We start from the raw sequence: 14,699 nt of genomic DNA, 5'->3' as shown, positions 1-14,699 counted from the left end.
CAAACGAAACACTTACTTCCTGGTTTTACGAGTGGCGCGCTTGTAGGCGTCGAACCCGCCCTTGGCCTTCCACTCGTTGAAGCCGCCCTGCAAAATACGCACGTTTTCCATGCCCGCCACTCGTAGCGCCAAACCAGCCTGGGCAGAGAGCGTACCGGCATTGCAGTACAGCAGCACCATCCTGTCGCTGGGAAGTTCGGCCCGGCGTCCGAGCACCTGCCGCCAGTCGATGTTTATGGCGCCGGGGATGTGGGCTTTCTGGTATTGATCGGCATCACGAGTGTCGATGATGGTGACGTTTTTCCAGTCTTCGGCCGGGATCTGCTCGGGAAGGATAGTGGCACCGCCGTATTCGGAGAACTCGAAATATTCCTCCATGCCCTTTACCGCTGCATTATCTGCGGCGAATGAGACTGCTGGCAGCAGCGGGAATGAGAGTACCAAGAGGAGTAATGAGGAAATGAGCTGAGCAGGTTTCATGTGGTGTCCTGTTAGGGGATTGCTGGCGCGGGGTTAAGACGCGGATGGGTTTCTTCTCCCCAAATCTGCACGACCAGACCGGAGAGAAACATGGAGACAGCGACAAACCAGAAGGCCTCCTCGATAGCACCGCTAAAGCTTGCCACGATCCCGAGCGCCAAGGCGCCAATGCCGTAACCAAGGTCGCGCCAGAAGCGGTAGATGCCGATGGCCGAGCCACGCCAGTTGGGGTGGGCAATATCTGACACAGCCGCCGAGAGGTTAGGGTACAACAGCGCCATACCGAAGCCCGACACGGCCGCCGAAAGGGACCACCAGACGACACCTTGACCCATCAGCATCATCGCCACCCCCGCACCGCAAATCCACATACCCCACACGATCGGCCTTTGTCTGCCAATGTGGTCAGACAGTTTGCCGGTGAAGAACTGGGAGCCGCCCCAGACGAAGCCGTAAACGCCGATCACCCAGCCAATGCTGGCCAATGACAATCCATGGCGGTACAGGAAAACCGGATAAAACACCCAGACCAGGGCATCCACGAACTTCTCCACCAGTCCTGCCTGGCTGATCGTTGCCATGCGCTTGTCGCGCCACGACATGAGAGAGAACACTTCCCAGGTAGTGGGTTTATCGGAGATGTTGGCAGGATAACGCGGCTTCGGTCCGGTGGACTGCCCGGCGGCATGCTTGGCGCCTTCCGCCTTGGCCCAGGACAGGGTGTCCTTTACCCACAGTATGGTGAGCAGCGCGGCCAGAACAATCACCGCGATGCCAAATATCAGCAACCCGTGGCGCGGCCCGTAAGCGGTAGCCATGTAACCGGTAATGATGCCCGCAACCGCAAGACCCACGTAACCGGAAAATTCATTCAGGCCAATCACAAACCCTCTTTGATCGGGCCGGGTGATGTCTAGTTTGGCGGTCTGGGTCATGGACCAGGTCAGGCCCTGGTTAACACCCAGCAGCACGGTTGCGGCGACAATCCAGTTCCAGTTGGGTGCATAAAGAATCATGAAGGGGATGGGTAATGCCGCTGCCCAGCCCAGTAACAACACCTTCTGCCGGCCGATGAGTTCAGATAAACGGCCAGCAACGAAATTAAGTGTTCCTTTGACGAATCCGAAAGCCACCACGAACGTGGTCAGCAGCATGAATGAACCCTTGGGTACACCGAACTCGGTCTCGCCCAGGGCAGGTACCACAGTACGCATCATACCGATGGTCATCCCGACCAGAAATACCTGCAACAACTGGTGGGAAAATTGCGCAAAGTTCTCGCGAATACCATGGCGGAACTCTTGGTATTCATTGCGCAAAGCGTGGCTCATGCCGCCCCCAGATTAACAGCCACGATGCGTTCCATTTCTGCAGGGCGGGGAGGGATGTCGGACAGAATGAAGTTCACGAACTCGTTCTTGTTGGTCATCTTCAGGCCAGGATTGAAGCGCTTTTCAAAACCGACCGTGGAGGAGGGTTTGCCGGAAATTCCCGCGCCGCAAGCGCTGCCTGAGGTATGACCGGGAAAAATCTCCACTTCGTCCGGGAGGGACATCAGCTTCGCATGGAGGCTATCGAACAGCTGTTCCGCCCATTCCTTACCCTTGCCCGCCAGATCGGGGCGTCCAATGCTGCCTACAAACAGGGTGTCGCCGGTGAGCACGAACCAGGGTTCGGCGCTACGGCGCTTGTCGGTGACCGTCAGACATAGGCTGTCAGGCGTATGGCCAGGGGTGTGCAGCACTTTCACCGCGACGTTGCCCACTTCGATGGTTTCGCCATCGGAAAGCGCATGGAATGGGAATTGCACCCGCCCCTGGTTGGCTTCATGCAGGCAGTACTGGGCGCCCAGCTTCTCTGCCAGCACTCGCCCGCCTGAGTAGTGGTCGGCATGAACGTGGGTGTCAAAGACATGGGTGATCTTGACGTTCTGCCTGACGGCCTCTTCGACAAACCAATCCTCGTCACCCGCAACCGGGTCCACCGCCACCGAGACACCGCATGATCCGCAACCGAGCAGATAGGACAGGGTAGCTTCCTTGGCTAAACGTTGCCTGAAAAACATTTCGTCTCCTCCTTAAAGGATTATAGCTAATAATATTAATCAAATGATTTTTTGAATATATTATTAAGCCTTAACCGCAGAGTCGTCAAGCTAATTTTCAGGATAGATCGATGACCTGGAAATCGATGCTTATTTGGAGGGACTATTAAGAGGGGATTAGCGGTCGACAGGAAGGTGATCGACCTTCCATTCTGGGAAGCCGTCTTCCAGACGGCGGGCTCGATATCCGAGCTGGCGCAACTGCTTAACCGCATCGAAAGCCAGCATGCAATAAGGGCCACGGCAGTAGGCCACAATCTCCTGATCATGGGGTAATTTGCTTAATCGCTCAGGCAGGGACTCAAGAGGGATATTGACTGCCCCTTCGATATGGCCGGCATCATATTCGGCGGGAGGGCGAACATCGATGACCATCGCTTCCCCGGATCTCACCAACCCCAGAAGCTCGTCCCGGCGGACGGGTGTCAGGTTGTCCCGGCTGTCAAAGTTTTCGCGAACAATGCGATCCACTTCAGCCAAGTGTTGTTCAGCCACATTACGGATACCCGTTAACAGTGTAAGCACCTTTTCGTCGGTCAAACTGTAGATAACCTGGGTGCCCTCCTTGCGCGACTGAACCAAGCCGCCTCCACGCAGGATTTGAAGATGGTGGGAAGTGTTGGCTACTGACATTCCGCTTGCTTGTGCCAACCCGTCCACACCACGCTCACCTTGTGCAAGCGCCTCCAATAATTCAAGTCGATTGGCGCTGGCCAGTGCTTTCGCGACGAGGGCGAAGTTCTCGAAGAGTTTCTTTTTGGGAGTGACAGCGGCCATTGAGATGATTTATAAATTCAAATATAGCTTTGATTATATCTCAGGATTGAGAGATAAATTATTATCTGCTCATTTTGCCTTGATCAAAGCTTAGCTAAAGAGGATAAGGCTTTCTGAACCTGGACGTGAAGATTACTCTGAATGGCTCGTCTTCCCTGGGTTTCGGACGAATTGGCCAGCGTGACATGGTCAGATCATTGAGTCACATGCTAATGAATAACCATTGGCAATTCATATAAATTCTCATTTACGTACCTTCATTGTCACCGTACATAAATGAATGATAAAAACTTGATCATTTTTATTCAAAATTAATACTTTTTATTGATAATATTTCGTTCATTCACTAATATCAAATCAGGATCATTCATAAATGGATGGTAATGGTTATTTATATTGGTGGATAGGCGATGCCTGTCAGGAAAATCCCCAAGAACTACCTCTCGGTAACTGGCTCGTTTTCTAGTGCCAAGAACGGTAAATCGCTCGGACACGAGTTCTTACTCGAACGAGACCTGATGATTTTGCTTGAGTTTGACGATACAGTCGAGCGCTTCGAAGAACAACCCGTCAAAATCCCATTTAAAAAAGGCATCAAACCCTACGTTCCAGACATTTTGATTCACTACTTGCCGAATTCTTTCGGCGAAACTCGGCAACCCGTCCTGGGTGAAGTGAAACATACCGATGATCTGAAAAAGCATAAGGTAAAGTACGCACCGAAATTCGAAGCGGCTTCACGCTTTGCAAGTGAGCGCGGCTGGGAGTGGCGCATCTTCACCGAAAAGGACATCCGCACTCCTTATCTGGATAACCTCAAATTCCTGCGCGAATACCACAGCGCAGAACCCGAAGCGTCGTTGCAGCAAGAAGTCATCGTCTATTTACAGGATGTGCGCGGTTCGGTGACGCTCGAATCGCTATTGCAGAAGCTGTGTCCCACTGAGGATAGGGTGTTGCATATGGCTCCCGCCATATGGCATCTGGTTGCCACCAAACGCATTACCGTAAACCTGAAAAAACCGCTAACTATGAAATCCAAGTTGTCATTACCCGGAAAGGGATGACCATGACTAAATCTTCATCCATGCTGTTACGCCTCGAAAAGGGCGAACTGGTCAATTACAACGGTCAGGAATACGTCATTTTAAAAGCCATCGACCTGACTAAGGTCCTGGCGAAGAGCATGATCAGCAAAGATACCGAGGTACTGGAAATTCGGCATCTGTCTCCATGGGTGGTGAAGCAAGACGACAAACCAAAAAAGCCTCTTACTGAACTGACCGACATCCCGGAAGAGGATTGGCAATTTGCACGGGAACGCTTGAAGGTCATCGAGCCGCTTCTGTCGAGAAATGAATGGGGATCGGCAGCAGTGGAAAAAGTCGCCCAAACTTCAGGCTTCGGTGTGGCGACCATCTACCGGTGGATTAGGGCGTACAGCAACTCAGGCCTGCTTTCCGATCTGCTGCCAGAAAAAGGTGGCTGGAAAACTGGCAAGTGGCGTTTGAATGAGGAGGTTGAGGCAATCATCAAGGAGAGGATTGAGAACTACTACCTGACCGACCAAAAAAACAGTGTCGCCAGCACAACCGAAGAAATACGAAGGTTGTGTGCAAATGCAGGTTTGACCAAGCCGCATTGGATGACGGTAAAAAGGCGCATCAATGCCATAGGTGAGCGTGAACGTTATGAGAAACGCTACAGCAAGCGCGCGGCGAGACAAATTTTCGATCCAAACGAGGGAACTGTGCCGAATGCGGGCTGGCCGCTTGCTTTGGTGCAGATTGATCACACGCCGCTGCCGGTAATGGTCGTGCATGATGTGACCAGGCGCTCGATAGGCCGCCCATATGTGACGTTCAGTATTGACGTCTACAGCCGCATGGTCACCGGCATGGAACTGACGCTGGAGGCGCCATCTGCGATGTCTGCGGGACTGTGCGTCGCGCATTCCATCCTGCCGAAAGAAAAATGGCTTGCCGAGGAGGTTGGTCTCCCCAACGTGGAATGGCCGTGTTGGGGCGTGATGGGCATTCTGCACATGGATAACGCACGGGAGTTCCGTGGCAACATGCTCAGGGATGCCTGCCTGGAATACAACATCGATCCTCAGTTCAGACCCGTAAAGACCCCTCATTACGGAGGGCATATCGAGCGGCTTATGGGGACCGCATCAGAAAAACTGAAGACGCTGGAAGGTGCGACGTTTGCTAATCCGAAGGAAAGGGGCGAGTACGACTCGGAAGGGCGAGCCACGATGACAATGCACGATCTGGAGCAGTGGCTGGTGCTTTTCATCGCCAAATACCATCGTTCACCCCATGAGGGCATCAACGGAGAAGCGCCGATAGATCGGTACCGCAGGGGGCTGTTGGGTGGGGATGGCAAGCTGCCGCGGGGTTTGCCTGCACGAGGGTATGACGAAGAAAAAGTCAGAATCGACTTCATGCCTTATATCGAGCGCACGGTTCAGAGCTACGGTGTGGTCATTGATGACCTGCACTACTTCGCCGACGTATTGCGTCCCTGGGTGAATGCTCCGGATCCGGATCATCCCAAATCGAAAAGGGAATTCAAATTCAAGCGCGATCCGCACGACATCAGTCGGCTGTATTTCTTCGAACCCAACGCCAAGCACTATTTTGTCATCCCATATCGCGATTCGGGCTTGCCGCCGATCAGCCTGTGGGAATTCCGCGAGGCGCGCAAAGCGGCTAAAAAGGCGGGCGTGAAGGAGATAAACGAACGCATCATCTTCGAGTACGCGGACAAGCAGCAGGAGATACAGGATCAGGCCGCCCTAAAAACCAAGGTGGCTCGACGCGATGATCAGCGCAAGATCCAGCATGCCAAGGCACGCAAGAAGCGCGAAAAGGATTTGCCAAAAACGATCAAAACCGAGGCTCCTGCCATGCCGCCAGTGATCCCTGGCTACGACCCGAACAGAACCTCGTATTTTGAGGACGAGGAGTGATATGGAGAACCTCTATCCACACTTGGGCAAAGATGCGACAAAGCTGGTTGATCTGTCGGATCGGGAACGCATTTTTGCGATTCAGCAGGGGTCATGGATACCTTACCCGAGAGCCAAGAAGATATTGGAACGTATGGAGGAACTGTTTGAGTATCCGCGTATCGACCGCATGCCGAACCTGCTGATTGTTGGCGCGAGTAATAACGGCAAGTCAAAAATTCTGCGACACTTCGATGAAATGCATAAACCCGACCCGAATCCGGAAGGCGAATACTCCATTATCCCGGTGATTTATATCGAAGCGCCGAAGAAGCCGGATATTAATGATTTCTACAATCGGATCCTGGAAGCCATCTGGCAACCCTACTCAATCCGCGCGATTAACTCTGAAAAAGAGCGCGGGGTAATGAATATTCTGCGCAATATCCAGTTGAAGATTTTAATGGTCGACGAGATCCAGCACATCATTGCAGGCGGCCCGGTCAAGCGGCAGGAATTCCGCAATGGTTTGAAGAGCCTCGGTAACGAGTTGAGGATCTCAATCATTTGCGCCGGCGTTGAGGAGGCATTCAACGCATTCAATACTGATCCGCAGTTATCCAACCGCTTCGAGCCGGATTTTCTGCCGAAATGGAAAATGGACAATGAGTATGGCGATCTGCTGGCCAGCTTTGAGCGGCGCATTCCATTGAAAAAGCCATCGAATCTGCGCGGTCCGGCCATCGCTCAAAAGGTGCTCTGGATGGGCGAGGGCATCCTGGGCGAGATTCACGAGGTGCTTAAACGAGCCGCTGTTCTCGCGATCAAGGACAAGTCCGAGCAGATCACCCTGGAAATTCTTGAGAAAATTCGTTGGACGATGCCATCCAAGCGCAAGGTGGCTCCGCCGCCAACCTGAACATGCCAAACGCTGCACAACTTTGGTTGTATCACCCCAAACCGCTGCCAGACGAACTGCTATCCTGCTGGCTGGTGCGCATCGCTCATGGTCATGGCATGAAGATACAAACATTCTGCCGGGTATCCTTGGGGAAGGGGCAGGATATCTGGCTCAGAGACATCGACCGCCAGGCGCCGGACTGGTTGGTGCGCGCGCTATCAAAGCATACGGGCGTTGGTGTGAGAGAAATTAAGCGTACCAGCCTGCTGGACTATAAGGGTGTGCTGTATCGCCGCTACAAGTGGAGCGGTGACCAGTACTGGCTTCTACCCCTCAACATGGTGGACACCAGCTATCATCACCATGGGCTGCAATATTGTCCGCTGTGTTTGGCGGAGGATAATGTGCCGTATTTCAGAAAACGTTGGCGGGTGGCGTTCTATACGATGTGTCCCAAGCATAAGTGCATGGTGCATGATCGATGCCCGTCATGTGATAAGCCGGTGGCCTTCCATCGTCGAGAGATGGGCAAGTTCAGCCAAGTCGAGTCAGGGCCGATCACCTTGTGTCATGCGTGCGATTTCGATCTGCGCAAATCGCCCGTAAAAGAACCGGTAATCTATGATGAATCTGCCTATCAGATGTGGTTGCCAGCGCTTCGCATGCTTGATGGCAATGACGGGGTTGATGCTTGCTACGATGTGGAATTCTTTTCCGTGCTGCACCAGATGTGCAAGATCATGCTGGTGCATTCCCCGCATGTCCATCTGCGGCAATTCGTGTCGGGCAAGATCGGTGCGCCGGAAATCCAGCTGCGGCCCCGGCATGAGTCGTTTGAGCACTATTCGCTGGAAGAGCGGCATGTAGTGATTCAGCTTGCGATGTGGATGCTTGCCGACCCTGAGAAAAGGATCGTGGATGCATGGCGGAATAAGGCGGTGCGGTATAGCGTGTTAAAGAAGGATTTCAGCCCGACGCCGCAATGGTATCGGGACATTGTGGCGCAATGTACTGATTGGAGGAATGGACAGCGCTTTTGGCAAGGTCAACGGCAACAGTAAGTATTTACCCTGTGTTGCTTTCGATGCCACGAACGAGGCGGTCTTAAGGCTGAACTCGCCCTCGCGCATAAACACATAAACCCCTGCCAATAACCACGCCACCATTTGAATTTGCCGCGTGAAAATGCTGCCTTAAGTAGCAGAGAAGGTTTTTCTCCTTCGGTATTGCGCCTGACTTCCTCGCGCCACGCCATCTCAACGGCAATGTCCGCCATATATTTTGGCTCTATGGGAGCACAAAGTTAACGTTGAGAAATCTGACAGTTCTGATTGGCGAGATTAATGAAGGCAAAAGTTCATTGTTAAAAATGCTTAGATGTTTCTTGTTAATTCAATTTTCATTTTGAGGGGCAGGTCAACCTAGCCTGCGCGAAAAGTCGCGCCCCACTCAGGATACTAGAAGTAATCTTTGCCTTCTCGCCTAAGGCAATAGGCGAGAATATGCGACCGACCATCTCGCGTCTTTGCGATACCGTGTGAGTAGTCCGGGCTATATGTGTGGGGTTGCGAATACAAAATCTCAGCTGTATCGCCAATTTTCCTGTGTGCTAGCGCCATTGCAAGAGCGTGTGGCTTGGGGCCCAGAGGTATTAAATCAACGGTTCCTGTCGCTTGCTTGCCAACGGTAGTTATCCAATCCAATGCTGCGAACATATCCATCGCATGCACTCGCTGTATCTCTGTCTTGATTGGGATGTTCGGAACCAATTCATGAAGTAGTCGCCAATTCCTCCTGAATGCAGGTGAACCAGGTGGAAACGGGAATAAGAACTTCAAATCATTCCCTCGCGCTTGTTGAAGTAACTCTCCGAGATTAAATGCTGTATATCCGACCCCAACAATTAATGTCGCTCCGCCATCAGTTTCTGTGACGCGTGCAAAACCGGGTAGGGCAGCAGGTGGTTCCGCATCTTCGGTTAAGGGGCCTTCTTTGTACCCTTCTGGGCGCGCGTAGCAAACAAGGAGATCTTGCACATTAGGAGAAGACAATAGCTGCTTAACGAGAAAGAGAAACACGCGCTTAGGCATTGCGCTGATGTCCAGTAGCAAAGACACACCGGGGGTAGATGATGCATCACGTGCAAGTTGGTACCAGGTGCTAGGCTCACCGAGCAACTTCTCAACTCTGTAGTCTACTTTCGAAGTTTTAAACAGTGCCAAAATTTCTCGCTCGTTTTGGTCTGTGTTTGATTCCAGTTCCTTCGTAAACCGATTTTCGGGGTCGGTGATTCGCAACACGAAGTGCTCTTTGACTTTTGCGGACTTAACAATCCACTGAGGTACGGCTATGGATCGCCGCTCAAAAGACGCACAGGAGATGGTAGTCCACTGTTTGTTGCCTATACGTGGCATTAGCCAGTCAATGTCCCCCCACGGATGAACCACTGCATGTTCTCCTAAAAGAGCCGGGCCTGAGGATTATCCAAATCATCTGACTCTTCGTCATTTACACCTATAGTACCGCCATCGAATACCTTAAGTAGTTCATCCGTCGTCGTATATATCGGCTCCTTTGTCCTGATGTGTGGAATGCGAAAACATGGACAGAGGAGCGGATTGAGGTACCATTTTATGCGCGGATTTGCATCCGGAATTTTTGTCGTATGAGCGGATTCGATCAGATCCCCATTGTCACGGCAGTTCCTGATGAGGTCAGTAATAAAGTTGTGTACTTCGAATTCCTCTTGCAGCAGCGATATCCCGTTATGCCCAGGATTGGAGAGCGCCTTGTCTCGCCTGATACGCTGAGAAAACCAAGAACCAAGAGCCGTAATAAATTTTGTCCTATTGTCACCGTCAGCACCTTCTTTGAGTTTGTCACACCAAGCCCTGCTAGCTTCATATATGCCAACAATCTGTGCCCTGCTATCAATTTTTGGCAGATGTGTAGTGCGAAGTTCATCGTCAGAGGTGTCTCTAAGCCACGCAGCCCATATCGCCCGGCACAACGACATGAATGCTAAAATATTCCAGCCAGAGAGGTCTACGATATGTCGCTCACCACTCCACACGAGCGCTTCATTTGCATCTCCTGCTATCTGAATTAGAGCGGCCTCGTTTCGCTCTTTTTTCCAGTATGGTCGGTCGCGCCAAGGCCGACTTGTTGCCAGCTCAGGGTTCTTATGTACCAATTTGCGTTGCTGCTCCCTTTGGCGCAACCACGCTTCACCTAGCTTTGCATCTAGTGGGTCTTCGAACCATAATTGCTCAAGAGCTGCTTTCCATTCGGGAGCCCAATCATCCGGAATATCTAATAAGGGCGCTCGATCACCTGCGTAAAGCTGGGCGCGCTCCGACGGCAATAGTGTTTTGCCAAAGACTTCGGCCAACAAACCTTTGGGATAACTGTCCTCTAGTTCGAAACCATAAACATTCAGTCTTCGCCGAAATACATCCTCAGCAAAATCTCCAAAAGAGAAGCCTAACGAAGCGTTCTCATGTCTCTTTAGCATCTGATCAATATCAACAATGGTGTAGTCGCGCATATCCTCTAAATGCGCCCCGCTCCCCCATACAGCGATCTGTTCATTCCAAGCGTAGTGGCGTGTTCCAACTCGGTATGAAACTCGGCTGTCACGCAACGCAAGAGCTCGATTGATTACCTGGCGAAAAACTCCGTGGTAGCCTGAGGATTTTTCTAGCTCATAAAGTTCCTCGTGCTGATCAATTCTCAGAAATACAAGGGCACCTTTAGGAATAATTCCAGCCTGCCGAAGACAATCAGCAACAACAGCTGCAGGTTCACCAATATCGGTCTTGGATTTCTCGATATCGTGATCCAGCTCATCGGTGCTGAAATTGAAAAAGCGCCGGTATCGCGAGAGTCGGTCTGCTACCTGCTTCACGATGTCATCGAAAGTCGTGCACTTTTCCAAAAATCCATACCACGCGTCAGCCGCTACTATTGAATCAACGAAGTGTTGTACGTTCGATTCTGACCAGTGAACTGACAACTCTTGCTGAAGTGCGCCGTCCTTTTTCTGTTCTGCCGCCAAATAGGCCACGTTGTCCAGCAGATCTTTAACTAGTAAATAGTTGACGTAGTCCGCGAAAGTGGATGCCGCCCAGTCTCTACGTTGCTCTTCTGGTCGCTCAGATAGCCTTGACGTGACGATTCTTGCGTTGTCCCTGGTGAGGTTGATGCCGGCGGCAAGGAATCCTCTATAATTATCTGGTGCGGGATATCCTTCGCGTGACCTGGCGTATGCCACTCTCGTGCGGGTATCCAATAAGCCAAGTAGCATGCTTTTCCCGCTTCCCTGACGACCACGCACGACCACATTGCCTGTCCCGAAAAGAGCCTCGGCATGGGAAGCGACACAAGGACTGAACATTTTCACGAATCCGTTGGGATCGAGTATCTCGGTAATCCAAAGATCATGGAATGGATTGTCGAAGCGATTCATGATGTCCCCTTAGTTCCTCGCCGCCCGTGGAAACACGGGTTTCCAATTGAGGGACTTATAATAAAACATAGGCGGCGTATTGTTCGGGCAATTACTATACATGACGGCAAGGCTACCAACGTATTTCCAACCGAATTCCTCTCCGTCAAGGGTGGCGCCTATATGCTTATAGCTGGTTTTTAAAGCTTTCCGAAGCTGCTCAAACAGCTTGGGTTCACCTGAAATAGCTGTCTTACTGACCAAACAGGTATCGTCTAGGATAAGCATGGGTTCGTAGGAAATGTTTTTGCGGCCAATGGCGATGATGTCCTTCTTTATTTTACGGTCTCCTGGGGCGCAGATGATAAGGGGCACCACGAGAATTGGCCCATCGAATGTACTTGCGGCGAATTTAAGCGCTCTGCTGATTTGCCCTCCAGAGCCGACAAAGTCCTCAAGCAGGACAAGATACTTTATCCCTTCTTTCTTTATGTACGCCCTTATCTTCTCAGGAGACCCCAATTTACTTAAACTCATCCAGTCAGGGCGAAGATCTTGACCTTTAAGGCCAGTTAAATGCAGGAATCCATTTATGCGCAAGCTGTCAGTGACAGGGCAAGGCCAACATACTTTTAGAGCGCGCTGAAGCCTACTCTCAATGTCAGGCGAAAAGATGTCCAGACTTTCAAGTTCCACCAGCCACTTAACTAATAAGTGATCATGAGCGCACCGGTAGAGTTCCTCTATCTCGCCCTGCCCAACAAAAAATAGGTATTCAATGGAGCGGAATGCCGCCCATCGATCATCGTCGTTCTTGAGCCCCTCAAGCCATCTCTCCAGCCGGAATAGGAAATCTCGCGTAATGCGAGGTGAGGCGATCTTAGTAGGCTCATACTGAGAGAATAGATGGCTAGCCAAAAGTTCATAGAGGCTTCGGAGCCGAACAGCGGAATTCCGCCGTTTAGAGTCAGTCGGGTGCTCTTCACGCTGCCACGACTCAATGATGTTTAGACCGTCGCTCACCTTGCTAGTTGATCACAATATATGCTTCACCATCTCACCTATCGTAAGTCCCATAGTCGGTGGAACTGCGTTGCCTACCATTTTAAACTGCTCCTTTAGTGGGCCGTGGAATTTGTAACTATCTGGAAAACCCTGGATTCGCGCAGCTTCTCGTACTGTGAATCCTCGGTTCTCATAAGGATGCAAAAAGTAGCGATGATCCCCAAATCTAGTGTCGACAGTATATGAAACTCCGCATGGATGAGCGCGACGATACTTGCCATTAAAAGTATGCGTTAGATCTATAGCGAAGTCTATTTCGCGCAAGTACCCTTTGTCTACCAGTTGCCGAATTTCCTTTTTGAGCGTACGGCCTAATTCCTTCTCAAGTGCTTGCCTTGAGACAGGGTCGGCATCACCGAAATCTCGGAGGCGCAGACGTCGCCTCAACCTCATTACCGCCTCGAGCAACTCTTGCTCCCGCTGAGATACCCGACCGAAAACCTCGGGTATCTGCCAAGTGTGGACGGAAGCATCACTGCCACGAACATTACATAGCTTTTGCCCTGCCGCTATACGTGCAGCAATTTTTACATCAGATGATCCGTCTTGCATCAGAATTGGCTCATGATTAGCCAAGCCATCAACCCCAGCGATTGTATGCTCAAGTGACACAGATTCTCTTCGTTTTATAGATGGGGCGAAATGAGCTTTGCTATTCCAAGCCAATAGAATGACGCGGCGCCTGGATTGAGGGATTCCTGTGTCTCTCGCATCGAGGACAATTGTCTTTGTGTCATATCCCGCCGCTTGTAGCTCGGCGCATGCTTTGTCAAAGTGCTTCTTGTGGGCGCCTTGCAGTAGACCTGGCACATTTTCGAATACCATCACCTTTGGCGCCAATCTTATAGCGATGGTTACGGCTGAGTACAATAGATGGTTACGTGGATCATCTAGCCGGCGTTTTCCTGCGGTAGAAAACCCTTGGCAAGGCGATCCTGCCAGCACGATTTCACATTTGTCATATGCGGGAAGGATGCCGGTGGATAGATCCCATACGTGTGCATGTTGGCCAATGTTCTGTTGGTAGTTTTCGACCGCAAGGGGCCAAATATCATAGGCGGCGACTGGAGTAAAGCCGGCCTTAATGAAGCCTAGATCCAGGCCGCCACACCCCGAAAATAAGCTGACAAAGCGCGGGTTACGCATAGAGGCTCCGCCCCTCATCTTGTCCTTCAGTCAGGGAGTATTGTTCCATCAGCCACGACACAAGGGAAGCGCGCTCTATAGGGCGCAGCCGCTCTATTTTTCGTCTGAGGGTTTCCTGCCGGCGGCGAATTGCTTCCCGCTCCCTGTAGTTGCCGCCAATGAACGTAAAGTCGTGAAGCTCTTGTGGAAGATTGTAGTTCAGCCACAAAGTTTCTTCTCTCAAGCCCTTCTGAGTCGGGGCGAGAAAAGTTATGGATTGCCACCCAGTTAAAATGCTTTCATATGCCTCGTTCTGATATCCAGACAACACAACGGCACAGGGGAGTTGATTCAACTCATTCAAGAGTTCTAGGTGCTGGTGTTCAGTATACTCATGCCGGTAAATACGCGGCCTTCTTCTGGTTGACGGCCAGTAAGGAGGGTCCGAGTACACCACTTCGTCCCCAGAAAATGGAAATGTCCGGATAAATTGTGCCGCATCAGCGCAAACAAGTTCGCACCGCTCAGGGTGCTTGTTTTGCCACTCAGATATGACAATTGGGTCTATATCAACGCCGATGCTTCTTGCCGCAGCCTTCTTTTGTCTCATGACTGCGCCCCCGCCAAGATGCGTTTCGATATATGTGCGGTGTTTTGGAAGCACGTTAATAATGTGCTGAAACACGTTGCCTTTTCCGCCTGGGTAACTCATTTTTCGAAGCATCGCAGAATTCTGCGATGGATGCAAGCTAGATTTTAACGTTTCAATAAAATCAGTAGGTTAAAATAGATTGTGAGGCGGAATTTGATTAAGAGGCTCTGGTTGGAGGGATTAATATTAAGA

13 protein-coding genes are annotated in these 14,699 nt (G+C 51.2%); 4 read left to right on the top strand and 9 right to left on the bottom strand.

The annotated features are described in order from the left end of the window. Positions 1-12: 12 nt before the first annotated feature. From SCD_RS00705 to SCD_RS00690, 4 genes are all read right to left on the bottom strand, one after another. Positions 13-480 carry a rhodanese-like domain-containing protein gene (locus SCD_RS00705; protein WP_009207062.1) on the bottom strand — a complete coding sequence of 156 codons (468 nt, stop codon included), beginning with the start codon at positions 478-480 and terminating at the stop codon, positions 13-15. An 11-nt stretch (positions 481-491) separates the two neighbouring features. Then, a complete protein-coding gene (locus SCD_RS00700) occupies positions 492-1,811 on the bottom strand; it encodes an MFS transporter (RefSeq protein ID WP_009207063.1) in 1,320 nt (439 codons plus the stop codon). Then, on the bottom strand, positions 1,808-2,545 hold the full coding sequence (locus SCD_RS00695; RefSeq protein WP_009207064.1) for an MBL fold metallo-hydrolase: 738 nt from the start codon (positions 2,543-2,545) through the stop codon (positions 1,808-1,810). The genes SCD_RS00700 and SCD_RS00695 overlap by 4 nt, the downstream gene beginning before the upstream one ends. Positions 2,546-2,701: 156 nt before the next feature. Beyond that, positions 2,702-3,361, bottom strand: coding sequence for an ArsR/SmtB family transcription factor (locus SCD_RS00690; RefSeq protein WP_009207065.1), 660 nt, complete (start codon positions 3,359-3,361; stop codon positions 2,702-2,704). Positions 3,362-3,771: 410 nt separating this feature from the next. Here SCD_RS00690 and SCD_RS00685 point away from each other — a divergent pair, with 410 nt between their 5' ends. Genes SCD_RS00685 through SCD_RS15495 form a run of 4 tightly spaced genes read left to right on the top strand, consistent with a single transcriptional unit; the run spans position 3,772 to position 8,279 of the window. Next, on the top strand, positions 3,772-4,428 hold the full coding sequence (locus tag SCD_RS00685; protein WP_009207066.1) for a heteromeric transposase endonuclease subunit TnsA: 657 nt from the start codon (positions 3,772-3,774) through the stop codon (positions 4,426-4,428). A 20-nt stretch (positions 4,429-4,448) separates the two neighbouring features. Then, positions 4,449-6,338 (top strand): Mu transposase C-terminal domain-containing protein, encoded by a 1,890-nt coding sequence (locus SCD_RS00680; RefSeq protein ID WP_051338825.1) that lies wholly within the window; start codon positions 4,449-4,451, stop codon positions 6,336-6,338. 1 nt (position 6,339) lies between these two features. Further along, positions 6,340-7,236, top strand: coding sequence for a TniB family NTP-binding protein (locus tag SCD_RS00675; RefSeq protein WP_009207068.1), 897 nt, complete (start codon positions 6,340-6,342; stop codon positions 7,234-7,236). Continuing rightward, entirely contained in the window at positions 7,191-8,279 is a 1,089-nt protein-coding gene (locus tag SCD_RS15495; RefSeq protein ID WP_009207069.1) for a TniQ family protein, read from the top strand. The genes SCD_RS00675 and SCD_RS15495 overlap by 46 nt, the downstream gene beginning before the upstream one ends. Before the next feature lie 396 nt (positions 8,280-8,675). Here SCD_RS15495 and SCD_RS00665 read toward each other — a convergent pair whose 3' ends face one another. The 5 genes from SCD_RS00665 to SCD_RS00645 form a co-directional block, all read right to left on the bottom strand. Continuing rightward, positions 8,676-9,518 carry a hypothetical protein gene (locus SCD_RS00665; RefSeq protein WP_148290716.1) on the bottom strand — a complete coding sequence of 281 codons (843 nt, stop codon included), beginning with the start codon at positions 9,516-9,518 and terminating at the stop codon, positions 8,676-8,678. 158 nt (positions 9,519-9,676) lie between these two features. Next, positions 9,677-11,686: an ORC-CDC6 family AAA ATPase gene (locus SCD_RS00660; protein WP_009207071.1), complete on the bottom strand. Its 2,010-nt coding sequence runs from the start codon at positions 11,684-11,686 to the stop codon at positions 9,677-9,679. A gap of 9 nt (positions 11,687-11,695) precedes the next feature. Next, the gene (locus SCD_RS00655; RefSeq protein ID WP_148290715.1) at positions 11,696-12,583 is read right to left on the bottom strand and encodes a phosphoribosyltransferase-like protein; all 888 of its coding nucleotides are present in this window, start codon (positions 12,581-12,583) and stop codon (positions 11,696-11,698) included. A 117-nt stretch (positions 12,584-12,700) separates the two neighbouring features. After that, on the bottom strand, positions 12,701-13,876 hold the full coding sequence (locus tag SCD_RS15490) for a DNA cytosine methyltransferase (RefSeq protein ID WP_021035730.1): 1,176 nt from the start codon (positions 13,874-13,876) through the stop codon (positions 12,701-12,703). Continuing rightward, positions 13,869-14,579, bottom strand: a complete 711-nt coding sequence (locus SCD_RS00645) for a class I SAM-dependent methyltransferase (protein ID WP_198408604.1) — start codon at positions 14,577-14,579, stop codon at positions 13,869-13,871. The genes SCD_RS15490 and SCD_RS00645 overlap by 8 nt, the downstream gene beginning before the upstream one ends. Between the last annotated feature and the right edge of the window lie 120 nt (positions 14,580-14,699).

Source organism: Sulfuricella denitrificans skB26 (genome assembly GCF_000297055.2).
GTDB classification, from domain to species: domain Bacteria; phylum Pseudomonadota; class Gammaproteobacteria; order Burkholderiales; family Sulfuricellaceae; genus Sulfuricella; species Sulfuricella denitrificans.
The sequence above is the reverse complement of the archived record's forward strand: the minus strand, read 5'-3'. Positions and strand labels throughout refer to the sequence as shown.